General features: G+C 61.4%; 21 protein-coding genes, 1 tRNA gene and 1 pseudogene. 18 read left to right on the plus strand and 5 right to left on the minus strand.

What is annotated here, in order from left to right:
- The first annotated feature begins 45 nt into the window (after positions 1-45).
- The gene (locus IPI01_05025; protein MBK7257160.1) at positions 46-1194 is read left to right on the plus strand and encodes a cysteine desulfurase; all 1149 of its coding nucleotides are present in this window, start codon (positions 46-48) and stop codon (positions 1192-1194) included.
- Here IPI01_05025 and IPI01_05030 read toward each other — a convergent pair.
- Genes IPI01_05030 through IPI01_05040 form a run of 3 tightly spaced genes read right to left on the minus strand, consistent with a single transcriptional unit; the run spans position 1181 to position 3840 of the window.
- Entirely contained in the window at positions 1181-2095 is a 915-nt protein-coding gene (locus tag IPI01_05030; GenBank protein MBK7257161.1) for a Ppx/GppA family phosphatase, read from the minus strand. The genes IPI01_05025 and IPI01_05030 overlap by 14 nt on opposite strands.
- A 10-nt stretch (positions 2096-2105) precedes the next feature.
- Entirely contained in the window at positions 2106-2948 is an 843-nt protein-coding gene (gene prmA / locus IPI01_05035) for a 50S ribosomal protein L11 methyltransferase (GenBank protein MBK7257162.1), read from the minus strand.
- Between the two features lies 1 nt (position 2949).
- Positions 2950-3840, minus strand: a complete 891-nt coding sequence (locus tag IPI01_05040) for a M28 family peptidase (GenBank protein ID MBK7257163.1) — start codon at positions 3838-3840, stop codon at positions 2950-2952.
- A 228-nt stretch (positions 3841-4068) separates the two neighbouring features.
- Here IPI01_05040 and IPI01_05045 point away from each other — a divergent pair, with 228 nt between their 5' ends.
- The 3 genes and pseudogenes from IPI01_05045 to IPI01_05055 all read left to right on the plus strand — a co-directional run bounded on the left by IPI01_05045 (position 4069) and on the right by IPI01_05055 (position 6729).
- Positions 4069-4977 (plus strand): DUF4097 family beta strand repeat protein, encoded by a 909-nt coding sequence (locus IPI01_05045; protein ID MBK7257164.1) that lies wholly within the window; start codon positions 4069-4071, stop codon positions 4975-4977.
- A 161-nt stretch (positions 4978-5138) separates the two neighbouring features.
- Positions 5139-5480, plus strand: a complete 342-nt coding sequence (locus IPI01_05050) for a DUF2007 domain-containing protein (protein ID MBK7257165.1) — start codon at positions 5139-5141, stop codon at positions 5478-5480.
- A 9-nt stretch (positions 5481-5489) separates the two neighbouring features.
- Positions 5490-6729 (plus strand): annotated as a pseudogene (locus IPI01_05055) (anion transporter).
- A gap of 15 nt (positions 6730-6744) precedes the next feature.
- Here the strand turns inward: IPI01_05055 and dacB are convergent.
- Entirely contained in the window at positions 6745-8208 is a 1464-nt protein-coding gene (dacB, locus tag IPI01_05060) for a D-alanyl-D-alanine carboxypeptidase/D-alanyl-D-alanine-endopeptidase (GenBank protein ID MBK7257166.1), read from the minus strand.
- Between the two features lie 130 nt (positions 8209-8338).
- On the opposite strand from dacB, the gene secA reads away from it, so the two are divergent.
- Genes secA through era form a run of 3 tightly spaced genes read left to right on the plus strand, consistent with a single transcriptional unit; the run spans position 8339 to position 12748 of the window.
- A complete protein-coding gene (gene secA, locus IPI01_05065; protein MBK7257167.1) occupies positions 8339-11416 on the plus strand; it encodes a preprotein translocase subunit SecA in 3078 nt (1025 codons plus the stop codon).
- 34 nt (positions 11417-11450) lie between these two features.
- A complete protein-coding gene (locus tag IPI01_05070) occupies positions 11451-11789 on the plus strand; it encodes a P-II family nitrogen regulator (protein MBK7257168.1) in 339 nt (112 codons plus the stop codon).
- A gap of 14 nt (positions 11790-11803) precedes the next feature.
- Positions 11804-12748 (plus strand): GTPase Era, encoded by a 945-nt coding sequence (gene era / locus IPI01_05075; GenBank protein MBK7257169.1) that lies wholly within the window; start codon positions 11804-11806, stop codon positions 12746-12748.
- Between the two features lie 9 nt (positions 12749-12757).
- Here era and traF read toward each other — a convergent pair whose 3' ends face one another.
- Positions 12758-14260: a conjugal transfer protein TraF gene (gene traF / locus IPI01_05080; protein MBK7257170.1), complete on the minus strand. Its 1503-nt coding sequence runs from the start codon at positions 14258-14260 to the stop codon at positions 12758-12760.
- Between the two features lie 114 nt (positions 14261-14374).
- Between traF and IPI01_05085 the strand changes: the two genes are divergently transcribed.
- The 11 genes from IPI01_05085 (at position 14375) to IPI01_05135 (ending at position 24334) form a co-directional block, all read left to right on the plus strand.
- Entirely contained in the window at positions 14375-15262 is an 888-nt protein-coding gene (locus IPI01_05085; protein ID MBK7257171.1) for an EamA family transporter, read from the plus strand.
- Positions 15237-16508, plus strand: a complete 1272-nt coding sequence (locus IPI01_05090; protein MBK7257172.1) for a M1 family metallopeptidase — start codon at positions 15237-15239, stop codon at positions 16506-16508. Before IPI01_05085 ends, IPI01_05090 begins: the two co-directional genes overlap by 26 nt.
- 4 nt (positions 16509-16512) lie before the next feature.
- Positions 16513-17268, plus strand: coding sequence for a T9SS type A sorting domain-containing protein (locus IPI01_05095; protein ID MBK7257173.1), 756 nt, complete (start codon positions 16513-16515; stop codon positions 17266-17268).
- A 39-nt stretch (positions 17269-17307) separates the two neighbouring features.
- Complete coding sequence (locus IPI01_05100; protein ID MBK7257174.1) at positions 17308-19185, plus strand: excinuclease ABC subunit C; 1878 nt, start codon at positions 17308-17310, stop codon at positions 19183-19185.
- Positions 19186-19364: 179 nt separating this feature from the next.
- Positions 19365-20033 carry a hypothetical protein gene (locus tag IPI01_05105; GenBank protein ID MBK7257175.1) on the plus strand — a complete coding sequence of 223 codons (669 nt, stop codon included), beginning with the start codon at positions 19365-19367 and terminating at the stop codon, positions 20031-20033.
- 29 nt (positions 20034-20062) lie between these two features.
- Positions 20063-20302 (plus strand): hypothetical protein, encoded by a 240-nt coding sequence (locus IPI01_05110; protein MBK7257176.1) that lies wholly within the window; start codon positions 20063-20065, stop codon positions 20300-20302.
- 64 nt (positions 20303-20366) lie between these two features.
- A tRNA-Val gene (locus IPI01_05115) sits at positions 20367-20440 on the plus strand.
- 155 nt (positions 20441-20595) lie between these two features.
- The gene (pyrR, locus tag IPI01_05120) at positions 20596-21144 is read left to right on the plus strand and encodes a bifunctional pyr operon transcriptional regulator/uracil phosphoribosyltransferase PyrR (protein MBK7257177.1); all 549 of its coding nucleotides are present in this window, start codon (positions 20596-20598) and stop codon (positions 21142-21144) included.
- A gap of 24 nt (positions 21145-21168) precedes the next feature.
- Positions 21169-22089, plus strand: a complete 921-nt coding sequence (locus tag IPI01_05125; GenBank protein MBK7257178.1) for an aspartate carbamoyltransferase catalytic subunit — start codon at positions 21169-21171, stop codon at positions 22087-22089.
- Positions 22090-22116: 27 nt separating this feature from the next.
- Positions 22117-23403, plus strand: a complete 1287-nt coding sequence (locus IPI01_05130; GenBank protein ID MBK7257179.1) for a dihydroorotase — start codon at positions 22117-22119, stop codon at positions 23401-23403.
- Positions 23404-23551: 148 nt separating this feature from the next.
- Entirely contained in the window at positions 23552-24334 is a 783-nt protein-coding gene (locus tag IPI01_05135; protein MBK7257180.1) for a hypothetical protein, read from the plus strand.
- Positions 24335-24365 lie beyond the last annotated feature (31 nt).

Below are 24365 nucleotides of genomic sequence, written 5' to 3' on the forward strand. Positions count from 1 at the left end.
CGGTGCCGCACCGGTGATGTTTGAATGGTTGGAGGAACGACACGTATGCAGCACATCTATCTTGATCACGCAGCAACGACACCCATCGACCCACGCGTCCGGGACGCGATGGAGCCGCACCTTGGCTCCATGTTCGGGAACGCGTCGTCCGTGCACTGGCACGGCAGGCAGGCGAAGTCGGCGCTTGAATCCGCACGCGCTGCGGTTGCCGATGCGATCGGCGCCCATGTCTCCGAGATCTTCTTCACCAGCGGCGGAACGGAGGCCGACACTCTGGCGGTGGTCGGCAGCGTGACGGGGCGGCCGGCACGGGTCATCACGGCGGCGTCGGAACACCATGCGGTCCTGGATACATGCCTGCATCTGCAGTCCCTCGGTGCGGAGGTCCACATCCTCCCGGTGAATGGCGCAGGCGTCGTTGATCTCGCTGAGATCGAAAAGGAGTTGCAGAAGGGGGCGGGGATCATTTCGGTGATGCACGCCAACAATGAGACCGGGACGATCCAGCCTGTCCGGGCCATCGCGGATCTCGCAAGGGAGCATGGATCGATCGTTCACACGGATGCCGTACAATCCATTGGGAAGATCCCCGTCGCCGTGGATGACCTCGGCGTCCATATGCTTTCGCTCAGCGCCCACAAGTTCTATGGGCCCAAGGGCATCGGCGCCTTGTATATCCGTCGCGGGGTGGACGTCCAGCCCGTGATGCACGGCGGCGGGCAGGAACGCGGGAAACGTCCCGGAACGGAGAATGTGGCATTGGCGGTGGGTTGCGCGGAAGCCCTCCGGCTTGCGGTCGCGGAACGGGAGATGACCATGGGGCGTCTGGCCCGCCTGCGTGACGGTCTGGAGGAGGAGATCGTCCGCGCGTTCCCGGGGGTGTTGGTGAACGGGGACCGGGCCAACAGGGTGCCTCACCTTCTCAGTGTCTCGTTCGATGCGGCACGGTATCCGATGGAAGGGGAGATGCTCGTGACGAACCTCGACCTCGATGGGATCTCGGCCTCCAGCGGTTCTGCATGTACCTCCGGCAGCGTGCAGCCATCGCATGTCCTCCTGGCGATGGGGCGGGATGAGGCCACGGCGCGGGCCACGCTCCGGTTCTCGTTCGGCAGTATGAACACCGAAGACGATGTGCAGGCGGTGACAGCGGTGCTGCAGCGGGTGATCGGGAGGATGGTCAGCGTGCGGTAGCAGCGGCGAGGAGGGCGCCATAGCGCAGGCCGCGCACGCTGACGCGGATGCGTTCCAGGCCGAAATGGTCCATGACCTGCGAGAGGATGAGCGCGCCCGCTGTGATGACGTCCTCTCTCCCTTCGAAATGACTCCCCAGCTTCCTGATCTCCGCGGGGGTGAGGCTCGCGAGATGCCGCAGTGTCCCTTCCACAGCATTCCTGCTCAGTTCGTAGCCATCCACCACGCCACGGTCAAAGGTGCGCAGGCCGGCACAATGCGCGGCCAGTGTCGTCGGCGTACCGGCAACGGCATAAGCGATGCCGTTCGTGAAGGTATTGGCCGGAATGGCGGCGATTTGTGCCACGATCTCTGCGCGTGCCGCCGCCAATTCTTCGGGTCGCGGCGGTGTGGAAGGGAGCAATCGCTCGGTGAGCCTCACGGCGCCGATATCGATGCTCGTGTGAAAGGACGGCCGCAGCCCCGTGCCGATGCTGATCTCGGTACTCCCGCCCCCGATGTCGACCACCAGTGCACTTCCGGGCTGCGATGAGCCACTCACGGTGCCGGCGAACGTCCACTCCGCCTCTTCATTCCCGCTCAACACCCGCACGTCCCATCCCATCGCCTCTCTGACACGCTCTATGAACTCCTGCCTGTTCTGTGCATCCCTGACGGCGCTCGTTGCGGCAACGATCGTCAGGTCCGGATGGAATGGCTCCATGATGGAGCGGTACTCGGACAGGACGCGAAGCACACGGATGATCGATGCCGGAGCGAGGCGCCGGGCAGCATCGACGCCCTGCCCGAGCCGCGGTGCCTGGACCGAATCATGGAGCACCCCGATCCGCCCATCGGTTCCGACGGTCCCGACGAGGAGGAGGACGGTATTCGTGCCGATATCGATCGATGCGATGGTCATCAAGGCGTGGTCACCGGTTGGCCGCGAGAGCGATCCATTCGTTCTCCGCGCCTTCCTGCAGGACCGTGAAGCCGTGTTCGCGCAGTGCTTCGGTCATGGCGTCGCGATCGATGTTCAGGAGTCCGGCCAGGAGGAGCGTCCCGCCGGGGGCCAGCCGCGACCGCATCGCCGGAATGAGGGGGATGAGGACGTTCCGCTGGATGTTGGCAATGACCAGATCGTAGGGCTGGTCGGGGGTGACCGCGATGTCGCCCTCGAGGATCGTCATCTTCTCCGCAACGCCATTGAGGGTGGCGTTCTCGATCGCATTGTCATAGGACCATTCATCGATGTCGCACGCGACCGCGTGCGTTGCGCCGAGCCGGATGGCGGCGATGGCCAGGACCCCGGTACCGGTGCCGATATCCAGCACCGTCATGCCCGGACGGACATACTGTTCCACAAGGCCAAGGATGAGCCGCGTGCTCTCGTGGTAGCCGGTGCCGAAGGACATTTTTGGATCGATCGTGAGGACCATCTCCCCCGGTGCAGCAGTGTACACATGCCAGGAGGGAGTGATCACGATGTGCGGAGTGACGTGGATCGGTTGGATGGTCTTTTCCCACTCCTCGTTCCAGTTCCGCTCCGCGAGCGTCTGCACATGCATCGGGGGAAGAGGGTGGGTGCTGGGGCTGACGAGCATGCCGATGACGGACCTCATCTCCTCCTGCATGGCCGGAGACCATTTCGGTTCGGGCACGTAGCACTTCAGAAGGTCGCCGTCCTCCCAGAATCCTTCCACCCCCAGCTGCCCGAGCATGGCGATGAGCTGCTGGCGGAGTTCCTCTCCCGCGGGAATGGTGATCTCGATCATGTCATTTCTTCTGTTTGTAGACGACGTGTGTCAGGACCGTTCCTACGGCACCGAGGCTCTCCGCGCTGCAATGCTCGGGGGTGTCCTCGTGCGTATGCCAGTACCGGTGGGTCTGGTCCGGATAGGCGAAGTCGATGATGTCGATGGTCTTGATCCCGGCCTCGTTCAGCGGAACGTGATCGTCGAGGATCTCCTCGCCGTTCTCGTCCACGAACTGGGTGATCCCGAGTTCGCGTGCCGTACCCCAGACCATGGAGACGATATCCGGTGCATACTTGAAGGAATTCATTTCCCGCGGGAGTTCCAGCTGCGCGTCGCCTACCATGTCCAGCAAGATACCGAACCGCGGAAGATAGTCAGGAGGCTTCGTCCTGGCAAAATGCCGGGACCCCAGGAGGTAGAGGTTGTGATCCGATTCTTTGCCGTAGTCCTCGCCGTCGAGGAGGACAATGTCGACGCCGATCCGGGGAGGAGTGTTGTGCAGGAGCGAAGCGAGTTCGAGGAGCACCGCGGCACCGCTTGCGGCATCATTGGCGCCGAGGATCGGCAGGTCGCGTTTTTTGGGATCCTCGTCGCGTTCCGCCCGCGGGCGCGTGTCCCAATGTGCGCAGAGGAGGATGCGGTCCTTCTCCTGTGGCCGGAACGAGGCGATGATGTTGGTGAGCCGGAGTTTTTCCCCGTTATACCCATTCTCCGTGAATTCCTGGACCCGGACGTCGTCCGCGTTCGCGCGAAGAGTGGCGATGAAGTAATTCTTGCATGCTTCGTGTCCGGCCGAATTGGGATTCCGCGGGCCGAAGGAGGTCTGTTTGAGAAGGTAGCTGAAGGCCCGTTCGGCGTTGAACGCGGGAATGGCCGGGACAGGCTGCTGCTCAACGGGTTTCGATGTCATCGTGTTCCGTTCCTCAGTTCCCGGGCGGGAACATGCCGCCACGAAACAGAAGAGGAGAAGAGGCAAGGATTTCCACATAGGATTCCATTCGATGGTACGGGTGGGATGCGTCAAAGTACTGAAAACACCCCCGAAAAGCAAAGGAACGCCGCAACCTTTCCCGCGCAGACAGCGTCTAAGAGAGAGAACACCCATACCCACGATGCGTCACATCCAGGAGCGATCCCCATGCACAGGATCTTCATGTTATCCGCCATTGCCATCGTCGTTGCCGTCGCCTGCGCTGCAGGCTTTGCAGAAGTGAAGACATTCGAAAAGAAATTCCAGGTCGGGGCCGGGGGGACGCTCTCCCTTTCCACCGAATCGGGTTCGGTCTCCGTGAGCGGAGGTTCGGGATCCGAGGTCATCGTGACCGCCACCATCGAGGGGCGGAGCAGCGATGTCGCGAAGTTCGTCGTTGAGGCGAATCAGAGCGGGAACAACGTGGACGTGACAGGAAAAGCACCGAAGGATTTCTGGCGCTTCCTGCGGGGGGCCAACCTCGACGTACGGTTCACCGTGACGGTCCCGCGGGCCTACAACGTCCGCATGCAGACCTCCGGCGGTGATCTTGCGGTGTCCACGCTCACCGGAACGGTCAACGGCGAAACCTCGGGGGGCAACGTGTCGATCGATCATGTGGACGGCGCCGCGACGCTGGGGACCTCCGGCGGTGACATCCGTGTTGATGCGGTGAAAGGTGACGTGAAGGCGGAGACGTCGGGGGGAAATGTGAAAGTGAAGAACGTCGTGGGTACTGTGCACGGTGAAACGTCTGGTGGCGATATCGCCGCCGAGGATGTGGAAGGGAAGGTTCGCCTGGAGACCTCCGGCGGGAACGTCGTGATCAAGGTGCGGGGTGCGAACAAGGGTATCCACGCCGAGACTTCCGGCGGGAATGTGACGATCTTGATCGGCAAGAGTGTCGGTGCCATGATCGATGCGGGGACAAGCGGCGGCGAAGTGGTATGCGACCTCCCGGTGATGGTCTCCGGCAAGATCAGTGAGGACCGGGTGAAGGGAACCGTCAACGGCGGCGGCGAGCTGATCTACGCCCATACATCAGGTGGGAACGTGCGTATCAAGCCGTTGGATTGATGGTCGTCGTCCGCTGGTGAATAGTGTGCCCGGTTCCGCTCCGCGGGGCCGGGCACATGTGTGTTGCACCGTGATGTCCCGTACCAGGGCACGGCCCTGGTGCTTGATTGCCGCCAGGATGTTTGGTAGCTTGTATCAGCATCCACAATGCGGGAGGCACCATGTTCTGTCCCGAATGCAAAGCCGAATATGTTGATGGCGTTACCACGTGCGCGGGATGCGGTGTCCCGCTCGTTGCAGCTCTTCCCGCCGAGCCCGACCATTCCGGGGAAGAAATGGTCAGCATCCTCTCGACATTCAATGCCGGCGACATCGCGATCGTGGAATCGATCCTCGAAGGAACCGACATCCAGTACTTCATTCAGGGGAAGAACTTCAACCAGCTCGAACCGCTCGTCCAACCTGCCCAGCTGCTCGTTGCGCGGCACCAGGTGAATGCGGCCAAAGAGCTTCTTGAACCTTTACAGATCAGGTTCCTTGGTGTGTCACAGGCGGGGGAGTGACCGCTAGCTGTGAACGTTCCGCTCGGGGTCCTGACCGCTGTCTTTCTTCTCATCATGGTCCGCCAGATCGGCCCTGTCCGGTTGCAGATCTGGCAGATCATGCTGGGGGGAGCGCTCGTCGTTCTCCTCAGCGGATCGATCGTTCCGGGTGATGCTCTCCGGGCCATCGATCTCGATGTGATGCTGTTCCTGTTCGGGATGTTCGTTGTGGGGCAGGCCCTTGAAGAAAGCGGCTATCTCGCGCACGTCTCCTACAGGATCTTTCGCCGGGCCGCCACGAGGGATGCGCTTGTCGTGATGGTCGTCGTGGGCGCGGGGCTCGCCTCCGCGGTCCTGATGAACGATACGCTCGCGATCATCGGGACCCCTGTCGTCCTTCTGCTCGCACGCAAACACGGGATGCGTCCGGCAATGCTGCTCCTGGCTCTTGCGTTCGCCGTGACCACCGGCAGCGTCATGAGTCCTATCGGTAACCCGCAGAACCTGCTGGTGGCCGTCCACGGCGGTATCCCCCAGCCATTCCTGACGTTCCTTCGCTGGCTGTTCCTTCCCACGTTGATCGGCCTTGCCCTCACCGTTGTCATTTTGCGCCGTCTGTATCCGGACGATTTCCACACCGCCGAACTGAAGCACTCGCAGGAGCCCATCCACGATCGGGATCTTGCGTTGCTCTCCCGCATCTCGCTGGTGAGTGTGGTGGTGCTGATCATGGCGAAGGTCGTCGCCGGTGTGGTGGGGAAGGGAGATGTGCTGCTTCTTCCGCATATCGCGCTGGGAGCGGCGCTCCCGGTGCTCGTAGGGAGTCCGAAGCGATGGGGGATCCTGCGGCGTATCGATTGGCAAACGCTGGTCTTCTTTGCGGCGATGTTCGTGGTGATGGAGAGCGTCTGGCAGACGGGGTTCTTTCAGGGGCTGCTGGCACAGGCAGGTGGACCTCCGCTCACCGGCGATGATCCTCGGCGTCGGTGTCCTGCTCAGTCAGCTGATCTCGAATGTGCCGCTCGTGGCCCTGTTCCAGCCCCTGATGCTGCAGGGTGGCGCCGGAGTCCCGGAACTGATGGCACTCGCCGCCGGCAGCACGATCGCCGGAAATCTGTTCATCCTCGGGGCGGCGAGCAATGTGATCATCATTCAGAATGCCGAAAAGCGGACCGGCGCCACGCTGACATTCATGGAGTTCGCGCGCGCCGGTATTCCTCTTACTCTCGTTCAAATCCTCATCTACTGGGTCTGCCTGCGGTTCCTCTGATCCCGCCGTTGCGCTTCAGTCGATCTTCCGGAGGCCCGCCAGGATCGCCCCGATGGCATCCTGTACCGCGCGGTACTCGCGTGAACTCCCGGCATAGTTCTGCATCATGATCGAGAACGCCAGCCATTCTCCATCCAGCGTTCTCACATATCCCGACAACGCCGTGACACCACTCAGGGTCCCGGTCTTTGCATGCAGGTTTCCCGCTGCCAGTGTTCCCCGCATCCTCCGGCCGATCGTACCATCCACACCTGCGATCGGCAGCGTATAGTAGTAGAGCGGAAAGTTCTCCTGGTCCGCGTACATCTTCTTCAGCAATCTGATCGTCGCCGCCGGTGTTGTCAGGTCGTAGCGCGAAAGGCCCGACCCGTCGGCGACCGCGATCAGGTTCGTATCGATCCCTGCGGTGGCGAGGAACTGGTTGACGATATGGGCACCGTTCTCCGCCGAACCCGGGACTCCGGCCTTTCGTGCAGCAAGGACCTTCAGCATGGTTTCCGCGGTAAGATTGTCGCTCACCTTGTTCATGAAGGTGAGCACGGTATCGATGCGGTGCTCGAAGGTGAAGAGGGCCGGAGCCATCGTGTCGGAGGAATCCAGGACGATCCGGCCCGTGGTCGCGACCCCGTATTTCCCGAGGAGTTCACTGAACACCGTGCCCGCGTACAATTCGGGCTTCCAGACGCTCAGCACGTCGACACGTGTGCGGTCCCTCAGACCTGCCATGCCGGTGACAAGGATCGTATTGGAGCGTTCCATCCAGTTGCGGGTGACGCGGAGGGGTTGGGTGACGCTGTCCGCCGTTGTGACGGCGGTATTCACGACCGGCGTGTAGGCGCTCGGGGGGTCGACGACAACGATGGGCGCGGTGCCGGGCGTGAGCGATGGTGTGACCTTGACCGTGACGGTGTTGAGGTTCAGCATGAGTGGCGACAGGAACATCCCATAGTCCGAGGGCTCTTCATCCCAGGTCCATCCCGCCCCCCAGTACAGGCTATCGAACAGGCACACGTTCACCCCGACATCCCAGGATGCTCCCGGGGGGAGTCCGGCAGCGCACATCTTCGCGATGGAGTCCAGATCGGTCGTGGAGAGGATCGGGTCGCCACCGCCGGTGATGATGATGCGCCTGCGGGCGGTATCGGCCGTGACGATCGTGGGGAACGTCGCATCCTTGCCCAGGAGGCTGAGCGCCGCGGCGGACGTGAAGAGCTTCTGGTTCGATGCCGGATTGAACAGCATGCGCTCGTTCAGCGAATACAGCTCGCGGTCGTTGGTCAGCGAGACGATCTTCACCCCGACATTGGCCGGGGGGAAGAGAGAGTCGGCGAACAGTGGATCCAATTGCTGTTTCAGGGAGGTTGACGACGAAATGCTGAGAGAGCTCAACCGCGGGGGCGGTTCCAACGTACTACGATACGCGCCTGTGCAGCCTGCAAGGATGGCGGCCAGGAGGAGGACGGAGAGCGGGCGGATCATGGAACCCTCGATATCGTGAAAAGGCTATGAAACCTCAAATTCATCAACTTTTGGCCGAAATGCAACAGATTGCTTGGTAGTACGAATGTCGTTATATTACTCTTCTGCAATCATAACTGTGGTGACGACGATGCTGGATTTCTTCAAGAAACTCTTCGGCAGCAAGCATGAAAAGGACGTGAAACGCCTCACGCCGGTGGTCGACGAGATCACTGCCCTGTTGCCGGCCCTGGCGGAGCTGTCCGACGAACAATTGCGCGGAAAGACCGATGAATTCCGGGCCCGGATCCATGAGGGGGTCCGGGAACTCGAAGAGAAGATCGCGGAGAAGCGGACTTCCCTTATCGAGATCGAAGACGGGGCGGAGCGCGAGCGGACCCTGGATGAGATCGGGGAGCTGGAGAAAGAGCGTGACGATGTCACCTCGGACATCCTCGATGAGCTGATCCCCGAAGCGTTCGCCGTGGTGAAACAGGCCTGCCAGAAGCTCAAGGACCGCCAGTGGAAGTTCGATCTGATGGGGAGTCCGGCCATCTGGGACATGGTCCCGTTCGACGTGCAGCTCGTCGGTGGCATGGTGCTTCACGAAGGCCGTATCGCGGAAATGGCCACCGGCGAAGGCAAGACCCTCGTCGCCACCATGCCGGTCTACCTGAATGCCCTGGCCGGGCGCGGTGTGCATCTAGTGACCGTGAACGACTACCTTGCCAAGCGCGACAGCGTGTGGATGGGGCAGCTGTATGAGTTCCTGGGCCTGACCGTTGGTTGCATCCAGAACACGATGGACAGCGCGCAGCGCCGGCGCGAGTACGGCTGCGATATCACCTACGGCACCAACAACGAGTTCGGGTTCGACTATCTGCGCGACAATATGGTGGTCGACAAGATCGACCTCGTGCAGCGCGAGCACTACTATGCGATCGTGGATGAGGTCGACTCCGTCCTCATCGACGAGGCCCGGACACCGCTCATCATCAGCGGCCCGACCAAGAGCGAGGACCATAAGTTCAATGAGATGAAGCCGTCGGTGGAGCGGATCGTCAACGCGCAAAAGACCTACATCTCCAGGATCGTTGCGGAGGCCGAAAAACTCCTGGCCGATGGCAAGGAGGAAGAGGCCGGTGTCCTGTTGCTGCGCGCTTCCCGCGGACTGCCGAAGCATCCGCGTGTGCTGAAGGTCCTCGGTGAGCCCTCCTCGAAGAAGCTGGTCCAGCAGACGGAGACCGAATACCTCCGCGACCAATCGCGCCGGATGCACGAGATCGATGACGAACTGTTTTACGCCATCGACGAGAAGAACCATCAGATCAACATGACCGAGAAGGGCCGGGAGTACCTGACCCCGATCGTCGGTGACAAGGATTTCTTCGTGCTGCCTGACCTCGGGACGGAGTTCAGCATGCTGGAGACGGACACTGCGCTCACGCCTGATGACGTGCGCCAGAAGAAGGATGAATTGAACCTGCTGTACGCGGAGCGGAGCGACCGGATCCATACCGTGACCCAGCTCCTGCGGGCATACTCGCTCTATGAGAAGGATGACGAGTACGTCGTCAGTGATGACGGCAAGGTCCAGATCGTCGATGAATTCACGGGACGCCTCCTGCCGGGCCGCCGGTATTCGGATGGGCTCCATCAGGCGATCGAGGCGAAGGAGGGGGTGAAGGTCGAACGCGACATGCAGACGCTTGCGACGATCACCCTGCAGAATTACTTCCGCCTGTACAAGAAGCTTGCGGGCATGACCGGCACCGCGGAGACCGAAGCCGGCGAATTCTTCGACATCTATAAGCTGGATGTGGTGGTCGTCCCGACCAACCGTCCGATGGTGCGTGCCGATATGGACGACTTCGTCTACAAGACGAAGCGCGAGAAGTACAATGCCCTCATCGAGGAGATCGAGAAGATGCGGGCGCTGAACCGGCCTGTGCTGGTGGGCACGACGAGCGTTGATGTGTCGGAGACCATCAGCCGCATGCTCAAGCGGAAAGGGATGTCGCATAACGTCCTGAATGCCAAGCACCACCAGCGGGAAGCGGAGATCGTGGCCCACGCCGGGTTGCCGGGCATGGTCACCATCGCCACGAACATGGCCGGCCGCGGTACCGATATCAAGCTCGGCCCGGGTGTCCGTGATGCCGGCGGATTGCATATCATCGGTACCGAGCGGCATGAGGCACGACGCATCGACCGTCAGCTCCGTGGCCGGTCCGGCCGTCAGGGCGACCCCGGTTCCTCGCAGTTCTTCCTCTCGCTGGAAGACGACCTGATGCGCCTGTTCGGCAGCGACCGCATCGCCGGGATCATGGAGCGGATGGGGCTGAAAGAGGGCGAGGTGATCCAGCACCGCATGATCACCAGGTCGGTGGAACGTGCGCAGAAGAAGGTGGAAGAGAACAACTTCGGCATCCGCAAGCGCCTGCTGGAATACGACAACGTCATGAACCAGCAGCGCGAGGTGATCTATACCCGGCGCCGCAAAGCGCTGGTCGCGGACCGCATCAAGGACGACATCCTCGACCTCGTCGACGATTACGCCCAGCGCCTTGTCGACAAGTATTATGCGAACGGCGAAGTCGAGGGCCTCACGGACGACCTCCGGACGACGCTGCTCGTGGAATTGCCGATCGCGCCGCAACGCTGGCAGGAGATCGGGCCGGACGGCGTGCGCGGGGAGATCATCAAAGCGGCGACGGAGTTCTACCACCGCAAGGAGGAGAAGCTCGGTCCCGAGATGATGGCGCAGATCGAAAAGATGGTGGTGCTGCAGGTGATCGATGAGAAGTGGAAGGATCATCTCCGGGAGATGGATGACCTGAAGGAAGGGATCCATTTGCGTGCCTACGGGCAGAAGGACCCGCTCGTGGAGTACAAGACCGAAGCCTTCCGGATGTTCATGGAACTGATCGAACAGGTGAATGCCGAGACGGTGACGTCGGTCTTCCGGCTCTTCCCGGCGAACCAGCAGCAGTTGCCGTTGCGTGGGCCACAGCGCCCGCAGCAGATCCACACCGCGCATGATTCCGCGGATGGGATGGGATTCCGGGCGCACCAGGAAAGCGGGCAGGGAGGCGAGATGGCTCCGCAGGCCGACCCCGCATCGCGCGCCGGAAAGCCGCAGCCGATCCAGGTCGGCGACAAGACGGGCCGCAATGACCCCTGTCCCTGCGGCAGCGGAAAGAAATACAAGCAGTGCCACGGTCGATGATCACCAACACCGACAATGTAAAGGATGCATCCGCATGAAGAAGATCGAAGCGATCGTCCGGCCGTTCCGTATCGACGACGTCCGTGAGGCCCTGGCCGAGATCGGCGTGAAGGGTATGACCCTGACCGAAGTGAAGGGGTACGGCCGTCAGAAAGGCCATACGGAGCTCTACCGCGGGTCGGAATACCAGATCGATTTTCTTCCGAAGATCAAGCTCGAGGTCGTGGTGCCGGACCATCTCGAGGCGCAGGTCGTGGACACGATCGTGCGCACCGCGAAGACCGGGCAGGTGGGTGACGGCAAGATCTTCATCATCAATGTTGAGGATGCGGTCCGGGTCCGCACCGGAGAATCCGGCGAGGCCGCACTGTGATGGATGAGAACAGCATGGACGGGGGTGTGGTGGAGGGGAACGATGCCGCGCCGCAGGGCGACCGTCCGTTCCGTGCAGGATATGTGACGATCGTGGGCGAACCGAACGTCGGGAAGTCGACCCTGATGAACCGGTTCCTCAATCAGAAGATCTCCATCGTCAGCAGCAAGCCGCAGACCACACGGCACCGGATCCTCGGTATCCTCACCGATGATGCCTCCCAGATCGTGTTCCTCGATACGCCGGGGATCATCAAGCCCAAGTATCTGTTGCAGCAGGCCATGATGCAGTTCGCCACCCGTGCGATCGCGGATGCGGACGTCCTGTTGTTCATGGTGGACGCACTCGATCCGAAGACCGGGGAAGACCTGGCCCACGCGGAGGCATTCCAGAAACTGCGCGACCTCGCCAGGCCGGTCCTCCTCGTCATCAACAAGGTCGACGCGATCCAGAAGCAGCTGCTGCTGCCGATCATCGATTTCTATGCGAAGGCATTCCCCTTCCGGGAGATCTTCCCGGTGTCGGCGTTGACGGGCGAGGCGACCCACGACATCTTGCGCGCCGTGCGTCCGCTCCTCCCGCAGCATCCCCCGCTGTACCCGCCGGACATCATCAGCGAGCACAGTGAGCGGTTCTTCGCATCGGAGATCATCCGCGAGAAGGTGTTCCTCGGATGCCACGAGGAGATCCCCTACGCCACCACGGTGGAGGTGATCGACTTCAAGGAGCGCGAGTACGGGAAGTGGTTCATCGCCGCGGAGATCTACGTCGAACGGGATTCACAGAAGGGGATCCTCATCGGCAAGAAAGGGGCGAAGCTGAAGGAGATCGGGGGCCAGGCGCGCCGCGACATCGAGAACTTCATCGGGCATTCCGTCTTCCTGGACCTGAAGGTGAAGGTGCGGGAGAAGTGGCGGGAAGATGCGTCGTGGCTGAAGCGGCTGGGGTACGGGGAGTAGAAGCCTGTGTTACCACCCCAGCCTTGCCTGTAAAAAGTACGACCTTGCCTGCACGTAGCTGTCGTGGGCATAGGCGCCGTCGATCTGCAACACGCGTCCGAGGTTCACGCCCAACCCCAGCGTCCACTGGCGATCTGCCATCCCCAGCCGGCCTGCGATCCCCAGCCAGTCCGCTATCGCATGCACCCGGTATTCCGTCCCGACACGAACCCTGTCCAGATAGTTGTCGTACCGCTGATCCTGCTTCGCCACATCATGCACATCCAGTGCGACATTCCAGTCGGGGGTGATGGCGTGATGCGCGCCGATGCTCACGATGATCGGCATCTGGAGTTCGAACGGCGCATCGACAGTCACCCGCTGCTCATATCCCACCAGCGCGGTATCTCCCGCAGCATTCAGGATGAAGCGCCCGAGGCCATCGCGGTCGTAGTCGGTCCCGGACGCCGTGTACGTTGCATTCATGGATGACCGGATCGCACGGATAGGGAGGATGTTCTGTATCGAGATGCCGAGCTCCGTGCCGGTCCGCGGGAGGCGGTACAGGGCTCCCAGGTCCATCGTGAGGCCGGTGATGTTCTCCGTAAAATCTTTCCGGACCTCGCCCAACAGGTCGTCGAACGTGTCCGATGCCACGCGCTTCGTGGAGAAGCGGCGGTTCACGATCTTCAGCGAAGCGCCCACACTCAGGTCCGCGTTCACCTGCATGCCGTATCCGGCGGTCCCGACGATGTCCATGTAGGACACCGCGAAGGCTTTCGGCATGGCTTCATCGACGATGATCTCTCCTTCAGGGGTGAGTACGGCATCCAGGACGGTGGAGAGGGCGGCGATGCCGCGCGTGATGGCAACGATATCGTCCAGTGTCGATGGCAGTTGCACGTCGGCCAGTTGTTCCAGGGTGGAGCTCTGAAGGACCTGGAAGCCGGATTGCAGGTTGCCATAGATCGAGAAGCCCCAGTTCCCGACCTGTGCGGTGACCGAGGGGATGACGAGAACGCCATGGGTCTTCGGACTGCTGCTCGGGCCGATGACGGTCTCCAGCAGTTCCCGCGGGAAGCGGAGGCTTCCCTGGATCTTGCCGAGCGCGGCAAGGCGCGCACCGTTGGTCGTTGCGGCCTTGTATTCATCCACGCCGCGCTTCACGTCCTTCAGGAAGAGTGCGTCCTTGAACTCCGCCATGTGGTCCTTCATGAAGAACAGCGCGTCGTAGGTCTCGGTGGGAAGACTTGCCTGAACGCTCGGGACTTCCAGCGCAAAGCGCTTTCGTGCCAGCAGGGCAGGATTGTACGAGAGGGCGGTGAACGTCGTTCCCACTGCCACCTGTGCGCGGCCCATACCGATCGCCTTGACGTCCTCCCGGTTCACACCCACGGGCATATTGGTGACAGGAGCCCAGACCGTCCGCGGCTCGAGGACCATCGTGCGGCTCTGATAGTAGCCACCCTGCCCGCATGCCAGTGCCGTTATAAGAACTGTGCTCGCCCCCACAGCGAAAAGACCACGTTTCATCGCTCTTCTCCGGTTACTATGTCAACCAGTGAAATTTCTTCCAGAAGGTCAAGGCGCATCCCTTCTTTTTGAAGAAATCGGTATATTTCTTCTATGAAGAATTCTGAACGCGTTATGATCTGGGTCGCTTTCGCGATCATCTCCACTGTGTGGGGCACCACGTGGCTGGCCATCCGCATCGGCCTCGAGACCATTCCGCCGTTCCTCTCTGCGGGCGTCCGTTGCGTTGTGGCCTCGGTGATACTGTATGGCATCGTGCGTGTCCGTGGCCTCGCTATTCCGCTGACGCCGAGCGCATGGAAGGTGTATCTCTCCCTGGGCGTGCTCACGATCGGGATCCCGTTCGCCCTCATTTACTGGGGGCAGCAGTACATCCCGACGGGCCTGAGCAGCATTCTGTTCGGCGCATTCCCGTTCTGTGTGGCGGTCCTGTCGCACCTGATGCTCCGCGATGAACCGATGACCGTCAGCAAGGGTGTGGCGATCGCGCTCGGCTTTGCCGGTGTGGTCATCATCTATTATTCAGAGTCCTCCATCGCGGATACGCGCGCCCTCCTCGGAATGTCGGCGGTGCTCGTCAGCGTCGTCCTTCAGGCGCTGGCCCTTGTCCTCATCAAGAAGCACGGTGAACCGGTGAGCCCCCTTTCCATGAATTTCGTGGGTATGGCCATGGGCGGGATCATGGTGCTGCTGCTCAGCGTGGCGGTGGAGGGAGACCGGACGGTGGTCTGGACGACCCGGGCCGTGATCTCCCTGGCGTATCTGACCATCGTGGGCTCGGTGGTGACATTCGTTGCCTACTACTGGCTCCTGAAGAAGATCGATGCGGTCTATGTGTCGCTGTCGAGTTTCATCAATCCGATCGTTGCCGTCCTGCTCGGTGCCGTTGCCCTCGGGGAACGGCTGCCGGCAACCGTCTTTTCGGGAGCGGCGATGGTCATGGCGGGATTACTTGTTGCCAACGGGAAAGGGATCTATGCGCGCGTTCGGAAAGACCGGTGACCGGTGGTTGATGCCCCGCATGGGCGTCGCCGCTCTGTGGTTCCTCGCAGCCGGGTCATGGCTGACCACCGTGCCGGTGTGTGCACAGGAGCCCGGGGGCTTCAGCAAACAACGGCTTGCGCCGTCGGTCGTCTCTCTTGCGGGTGTGGCATGGGATATTGACGCGGTGGATGTGATCCACTATGAACTGAACCTCACGCTGGCGATGACCGAAGAATTGATGGGTGGGAATGCCTCCCTCCGTGTCGTTTTGAAGAACATCGCCGGGGGCATGACGGACAGGGTCGTGCTCCACGCCGCCCGGTTGCAGATCGACTCGGCACGCGTCAATGGAGTGGCGTGTTCGGTCGCGACCGATTCATTTGCGGAGGCGATCGCGCTCATCGCACCCTCCGGTGTGCACTTCATGAGCGGTGAAACGCTTGCCGTCAGCATCGGGTACCGCCGCCTTGCCGGCGTGAAGCGGCCCGGAGGTCGGTGGGGGTACTACTACTTCCGGGATTCTCTCGGCATCCCCGCGCACCTCGGCTACACGATGTCGGAACCGTCGGACGCCCGCTTCTGGATGCCCTGTCACGATGACCCCACCGACAAGGCAACGGCGGACATCCGCGTGACCGTGCCGGATGGATACGTGGCAGTGTCGAACGGGAAGCTGCTCGGTACGGATCACCCGGTTGCCGGATTCATCCGCTGGCACTGGCGCGAGGACCATCTGATCGCTCCGTACCTGATGGCGATCACGGCCTCCCGATTCACGGTATCGTCGATGCCGTTCGTCCGCGCGGCAGGGGACACGATCCCCCTGCAGTACTATGTCTGGGCACCCGATTCGGTCGAGACCGCCGCATATCTCCCTGTGGTGCACGAAATGACGGCCGGGCTGTCGGAGATTTTTGGCCCGTATCCATTCGACAAGTACGGGATGGTGTGTGTCGTACCCTTCAGCTACGGCGGTATGGAGCATCAGTCGATCACCACCATGAACAGGTATCTGAAAACCGATGAAAGGGTGGTGGTCCATGAACTTGCTCACCAATGGTGGGGCGATCTGGTGACATGCGCGACGTGGGCCGACATCTGGCTGAACGAAAGCTTTGCCACGTACAGCGAGGCCCTCTGGCATGAACTCAAGGGCGGTCCGGACGGACTCCGTTCCTACATGATGAACTCGCTCCAGCATTTCTACTATGGGTCATGGCAGGGTGCGGTGTACGACCCGGAGGGCAGGGTTCAATCTGTTTGATGACGTGGTGTATAGCAAGGGGGCGTGGATCCTGCACACGCTGCGTGGGGCGGTTGGCGATTCCGTGTTCTTCCGCACGCTTCGCGCGTATCGTGCACGGTATGCAGGCAGCAATGCAACCACCGCGCAGTTCCAGGCGGTGGTCGACTCCGTTGCCGGTTCCTCCACGGCATGGTTCTTCGATGCATGGGTTCATGGTACGGGATGGCCGATCTACAATGTGCGGCGCGGTTGGGCCGGCGATACGCTCAAGGTTACGGTCAGCCAATTGCAGAGCGCTTCATGGCCGGTGTTTCCGATGTGGCTGCAGCTCCGCATCCGGGGAGGCGGGCATGATACGACCGTCACGGTGTGGAATGATGCCCGGTCGGCGACCTATGCATTCCGGCCCGGGTTCGCCGCCGACAGCATCGAGCTCGATCCGCAGGATCGGGTACTCAAGCAGGTGACGTACACCGCGACGGCGGTCGAGGAAGTGATGCGGGTGCCGGAGCACATGATGCTCGAGCAGAATTACCCGAATCCTTTCAATGGTACGACGGTCATCCGGTTCTCCGCCGGCGATGCCGCGGGAGCGCGTGTACGGCTTGTGGTGCACGACGTGCTCGGGCGTGAGGTCGCCGTGCTGTATTCCGGGCATGGCACCATTGGTGAACAACGCGTGTCGTTCGATGCCTCGCAGTTGGCGAGTGGTGTGTACCTGTACACGCTGCAGGTCGGCGAACGCCGCCATTCGCGTCCCATGCTTCTGATCCGGTAGGCGGGCGCGACGGTGACCACAGGAGCATCAGGACCGGGGATGGACCAGCCGACGCTGACGATCCGGATCACGGCAGAAGAGGTCTCGCTGGCAGAGAAGCTGGAATCGCTGCCGACGGGTCCCGGCGTGTACCAGCACAAGGATCCGACGGGCAAGGTCCTGTACGTCGGCAAAGCGAAGAACCTCCGCAACCGCGTCCGGCAATATTTCCAGCAGTCGCGGGCAATGGACCCGCGGATCGAGCAGATGCTCTCGAGGGCCACCGACATCGAGATCATCGTGACCGATTCCGAGGTCGAAGCGCTGATCCTCGAATCCAACCTCATCAAGAAGCTCCGTCCGCGGTACAACGTCGTACTGAAGGATGACAAGAGTTATCCGTACATCGTCATCACCAATGAGCCGTACCCCCGCATCTTCATCACCCGGAATATCCGGCGCGACGGTTCGCGCTACTTCGGCCCGTACACGGACGTCAAGAACGTCCGGGCGGCACTGAAGGTCATCCGTGACCTGTTCATGGTGCGGAGCTGCAATTTCCGGCTGGATGCGGACGTCATCGCGAAGAAGAAGGTGAAACTGTGCCTGGATTACCACATCAAGAAGTGTGAAGGTCCGTGCGAGGGTGTGGTATCGGCGGAGCGTTACAATGCGATGATCGACCAGGCGGCCGTGTTGTTGAAGGGGAAGACCGAGACCCTGGCCGGGATGCTGCGCGAGGAGATGGAGAAGCTTGCGTCGCAGAGAAAGTTCGAAGAGGCCGCATTGGTCCGGGACCGTATCCGCGGCCTGGAGGCATACGCCGAGCGGCAGAAGGCAGTGGACCTTGATGCCTGTGACCGGGACATCATGGCGTACGCGGCGGAGAACGACGACGCCTGCGGCGTGATCTTCAAAGTGCGCGACGGGAAGATGATCGGCCGGCAGCATTACTATATGAACTCCGTCGAGGGGAAACCGCCGGCGGAGATCCTTGCGACGATGGTACAACAGCACTATCTCGAGGCACAGGAGGTCCCGCAGGAAGTGCTCGTCTCGGCAGCGCCGGACGAGACCCCGGCGGTGGAAGAATGGCTCACCCGGCGTCGCGGCAGCCCGGTCGCCGTACGCGTGCCGAGTGAGGGTGAAGAGGCGAAGTTGGTGGCGCTGACGCGGACGAATGCGCAGTTCCTCCTGGATGAGCTGAAGGTGCAACGCCTGAAGCGGGCCGACACGATCCCGCATGGTATCCTCGCGCTCCAACGAGACCTCCGGCTGGAGGTTCCACCGCGCCGGATCGAATGTTTCGATATATCCAATACGCAGGGGACGGACTCGGTGGCTTCGCTGGTCGTATTCGTCGATGGCAAGCCGAAGAAGAGCGAATACCGGAAGTTCAAGATCCGTAGCGTCGATGGCCCCAACGATTTCGCGAGCATGCGGGAAGTGGTGGAACGACGGTTCAAGCGGTTGCTGGAGGAACAGGCGGCCATGCCCGACCTCCTGATGGTGGATGGCGGCAAGGGGCAATTGTCGAGTGCCGTGGAGGTCCTGAATGCGCTTGGGTTGACCTCCCAGCCGGTGATCGGATTGGCGAAGCAGCTGGAGGAGGTCTTCCTTCCCGGGAGGAGCGACCCCGAATTGATCCCGAAGGCATCGGGTGGGTTGCGGCTGCTGCAGCAGATCCGGGACGAAGCACACAGGTTCGCCATAACATTCCACCGGTCGCTCCGGGAGAAGCGCACGCTTCAGACGGAACTGGACCTGATCGAAGGCGTAGGGAAGAAGCGGGCCAAAGAGCTCCTGGAGGCATTCGGGTCCGTGCAGGGGGTGCGCTTCGCTTCGCGGGAGCAGCTCGAGGAGCTGGTCGGGCGCAAAACGGCGGACAGGATCCAGGAGTACTTCGCCGCGGAGCGCGAAGATGGGACAGGTGGCTAATATTGTACCCGATCAGCGCTCGGGGGTTTGCTTCCCATGTCAAGACCGCGCATTGGAAGCGGTTTCCCGTGGTACGGTAGTTGCAGGTCATTCTCCGGTGGAGTGGGGGAGGAGTATGTGATGGCCTGCAAGAAAGGGAGCGGATGGTAGAAGCCCGACAGCGTACACCCGGGATAACAATGACCGAACAGCAGTTCATCAGCATTCTTGATGAGCTGAATGTCATCCATGTGACACGCCCGGAAGGCGGCAGGGTCACGTTGGTGTGCAGACGTGAAGACCAGGTGGTGACATGCACGGTCACGGACATCAAGGACGAGGCGAACGCCGCGTTGGCGGACCTCGAAGACCGGAAGAAGGAGATCGAAGAGAACCAGTTCGCGATGCCGCTTGAGGGCGAGATCGCGACGCGCGGTGAGCACATGTTGCGCGTCCGCTATGCCAAGCGGAACGACCAACTGACCGCGGAGGAGGTGGTGGAGAAGCAGCGCCTGCTGCGGCAGGTGACCGCGGACATGGCGCATCAGCGGCTGATCATCGGCGGCATGAACTATCTGCAGGTCCACTATCGGGAACTTCAGCCGCGATTGATGCAGCGCGCGATACCACTGGAGGGGCTCGAGAAGAAGGATGCCGGAGGGAAGCGGATCTGGACGCGCGGCATCAAGTCGGCGGCACTGTATTGCATCAAGGAAGGGGAAAAGCCCGCCAACACAGGGCGGCCGGGGATCGATATCTGCCGTGAGTTCTTCGTGCAATACACCATGGAGGACGAGGACGGCTATACGCCCGAGATGCTGTACAGGAACGTACAGCAGATACTCCGGTTGGACCGGAGTGAAGGATAGATGGAAAGCACATGACAATGGAGGGTCACATGCGGCAGTATCGTACAGCGCTCGTGGTTCTGGTATGCGTGCTTCTGGCGTTCGCGATCGGTTGGAAGGCTGATGCACAACAGGGGCGTTCATCACCGAAAGTGGCGGCCTGGGAGTACCGTGACGGTGCGAACATGACGATCCAGCAACTCAATACCCTCGGGTCGGAAGGCTGGGAGCTGGTGGTCGTAGCGTCGTACGGCAAGGACTACTATTATATATTGAAGCGGCAGAAGTAGGAACCGTTCGTCGCCCCGCGACTTGCGTTGACGCTGAGAAATGCGTATATTGGTACAATTCAAAGGGCGATTAGCTCAGTTGGTCAGAGCGCACGGTTCACATCCGTGAGGTCATAGGTTCAAGTCCTATATCGCCCACCCCTTTAAATCCTGCCCGAGAGGCAGGGAAGGGACCCGGCAATGCATCGTTGCACCACCCCCATCGTGTATCCTCCGTTCGCTACGGCGTGCGGAGGATCTTTCGTTTTTGACCATCCTTCATCCATCCTGTTCCCTCACACCGAAAGGCTATCATGAGACGCCTCAAAGCGCTGATCATCGACGGCGACGGGTTCGAGCGGACGATCACCCGCCTGGCACACGAGATCCTGGAAAAGAACAAGGGTGCCGGCAATATCGTCATCGTCGGCATCCGTACCCGCGGCGAATTCATCGCACGCCGCATCGCACGGATCATCGAATCGGTCGAGAAGACCACCCTCGCCATCGGGTCGTTGGACATCACCCTCTACCGGGACGACCTGCATGGCAAACTCGAGCAGCCGCAACTCAAAGGGACCGACATCCTCTTCGACCTGAACGGTAAGGATGTGATCCTCATCGACGATGTGCTCTTCTCCGGCCGCACCATCCGCGCGGCACTGGGTGCCCTGATCGACATCGGGCGGCCACGCACGATCCAACTCGCCGTCCTTGTGGACCGCGGTCACCGGCAGCTCCCGATCCGCGCCGACTACGTCGGCAAGAACATCCCGACCGCCGCCCCCGAATCGATCCGTGTCCATGTGAAGGAGAGCGACGGTGAAGATGCGGTACTCCTGATGCATCCCGAAGAAGACTGATCCGACCAGACAAGGAATACGACCATGCCGTTGCAGAGCAGACACCTCCTGGGTCTTGACGGGATGCGGCGCGAGGATATCCAGCTCATCCTGGATACCGCCGTCAGCTTCCGCGAGGTCCTTGACCGGCCTATCAAGAAGGTCCCCCCGTTGCAGGGCAAGACCGTCGCCAATATGTTCTTTGAGAACTCCACGCGGACGCGCCTGTCGTTCGAACTTGCCGAGCGACGGCTCTCCGCCGATGTCCTCGGTTTCGCTGCATCGGGGAGCAGCGTGAGCAAGGGAGAGACGCTGAAGGATACCGCGCGGAACATCGAAGCAATGAAGGTGGACATGGTGGTGATGCGCCACGCCGCCGCCGGTGCCACCGAATATCTTTCGCGTATCATCGAAGCCAACGTCATCAACGCCGGGGACGGTTCACACGAGCACCCCACGCAGGCGCTGCTGGATATGTACACCATCCGGGAGAAGCTCTCCCGCCTGCAGGACCTGCATGTGTGCATCGTGGGCGACATCTCCCACAGCCGCGTGGCGCGCTCGAACATCTTCGGCCTGAAGACCATGGGCGCACGGGTGTCGGTGTGCGGCCCCGCGACGATGATCCCGCGCGACGTGGAGAAACTCGGGGTTGAAGTGTATCACCATATCGACGATGTCCTCCCCTCGGTCGATGCCGTGAATGTGCTCCGCATCCAGCTGGAACGGGACGCCAGCCGTCTCTTCCCTTCGCTGCGCGAGTATCACAACTTCTACGGCATCACCCGCAAACGGCTGGAGAAGGCGGGCCGCGCGATCACGATCCTGCACCCGGGCCCCATCAACCGTGACGTGGAGATCTCGGCGGATGTGGCGGACAGCGAGCACTCGGTGATCCTGCAGCAGGTGCTCAACGGCGTCGCCATCCGCATGGCGGTGCTCTACCTGCTGTCTGCAAAGAATTGAACTCCACCCACTGACGAGGCAATGACCATGCAACTCCTATTGAAGAACGGCCGTGTGGTGGACCCGGTGACCGGCCGCGATGAAGAAACCGATCTGCTGATCGTGGACGGCCGCATCGACAGGATCGGCAAGGGGCTTTCCGCACCGAACGCGCAGGCGATCGAACTGCGCGGGAAGATCGTGGCGCCCGGATTCCTGGACATGCATGTGCACTTCCGGGAACCGGGATTCGAGTACAAAGAGACCATCGCCAGCGGCTGTGCGTCCGCGGCCGCGGGCGGCTTCACCGCTGTCTGCTGCATGCCCAACACGAATCCTCCGATCGACGATGAATCCGTGATCCGGTTCATCCAGAGCAAGGCGAAGGAAGCGCTGAATGGCCTGGTGGATGTGTATCCGATCGGCGCCGTGACCATGGGGCGGAAGGGGGAGCACCTGGCACCCCTGGCGGAACTGGCGACCGCCGGTGCGGTGGCCTTCTCGGACGACGGGTCACCGGTGTTCGACAGCGAGCTGATGCGCCGGGCGCTGGAATACAGCGCGATGTATGCGAAGCCGGTGATCCAGCACGCGGAAGACCCTGCCCTGAGCAAGGGCGGCGTGGCCAATGAGGGGTTCGTGTCCACCCAGCTCGGGTTGCCGGTGATACCGCGCCTCGCCGAGGAACTGATGGTCGTGCGCGATATCCGTCTGGCCGAATACACAGGCGGGCAGTATCACGTCGCGCACGTCAGCACCGCAGAGGCGGTGGCAGCGGTACGCGCTGCCAAGGCGAAGGGCCTGCCGGTGACCTGTGAGGTTGCGCCCCACCATTTCACCCTGACGGATGAGGCGCTGCGGGGGTATGACACCAATACCAAGATGAACCCGCCGTTGCGTACGCACGAGGATATCGAGGCGATCAAGGAAGGGCTGCGCGATGGGACGATCGATGCGATCGCCACCGACCATGCCCCACATTCCTTCGATGAAAAGGAAGTCGAGTTTCAGGTCGCGCCCTTTGGCATCGTCGGACTCGAAACCGCGATCGGGCTCGCTGTCACGGAATTGCTGAAGAAGAACGTCGTGACGTTGACCCAGCTCGTAGAGAAGTTCTCCGTGAATCCGCGGCGCATCCTCCATCTCCCCGAGATCCGCATCGAGGCGGGGGCCATGGCGAACCTCACCATCTTCGACCCGGCGGCCGATTGGGTCGTTCACCCGCAGGCGTTCCGGTCACAATCCCGCAACAGCCCGTTCGGTGGTTTCAAGCTCACCGGCCGGCCGGTTGGCGTCCTGAATAACGGTCAGGCGAGCTGGGTGACACCGTCCTGATTAGTGGACGCCTGAACGGTTTCCGCTACAGAGGTTGTTAAGAAACGCCGGAATCAGGCTTGTGAAGGCCTGTTCCGGCGTTCGTCTGCATGGCACATGCTTTGCGTTTGATGATGGTGTTACCGAACCATATCAACGTGAGGCACCTATGAAAACCATCCTTTCGATCCTCTCCATCCTCCTCATCGCCATCGTTGCGCCCGGGTGCCACGATCTGCTTCATCACCCGGACAATGACCCGCCAGAAGCGCCGACGGGTTTGCGCACCGCGACCGGTGACAATTTCATCGAGTTGTACTGGCACGAGGACCGTGACCCCGAGGTTGCGGGGTACAATGTGTATGTGAGCAATACCTATGGCGGGCGCTACGAATACGTCGGCACGGTGCATGGTGCCTATTACATGGACGATGAGGCGAGGAATGGCGTTCTGTACTACTACGCGGTCTCTGCATATGATTATGACGGGAACGAGAGCGAACTGAGCAATGACGTCGCCTACGACATCCCCCGGCCCGAAGGGTATGATGTGCTGTTGTATAACTCGGGCGTCGCGTCGGGGCAGGCCGGGTACGACTTCTCGAAGTACAGCGTCGTTCCCATCGACGACCAGTATGCTGATATGTACTTTGTGACCGGAACCTCCGGCCCCGCCATGCGGGTGGACGATGACACGGACATTCAGGATCTGGGGGCAACCTCGTCGATCCTCGATATCAGCCAGGCCCCCCTGAGCGGATGGTCCTCCATCCATGAAGTTCCGCTTGTGACCGGGCATACCTACGTGGTATGGACGTGGGACGACCACTATGCCAAGTTCCGTGTGTCGTCTGTTTCTTCAGGGCGGCTGGTGTTCGACTGGGCATATCAGCTCGTGCCGTCCAACCGGCTCCTGAAGAAGTCCCCGGCAGGAGAACGTCACCGCAAGTAATGCGGTTGACTTTCAGTCCGGCATGGTGTAC

The sequence above is a fragment of the Ignavibacteriota bacterium genome (genome assembly GCA_016707525.1).
In the GTDB taxonomy this organism is placed as follows: domain Bacteria; phylum Bacteroidota; class Ignavibacteria; order UBA10030; family UBA6906; genus JAGDMK01.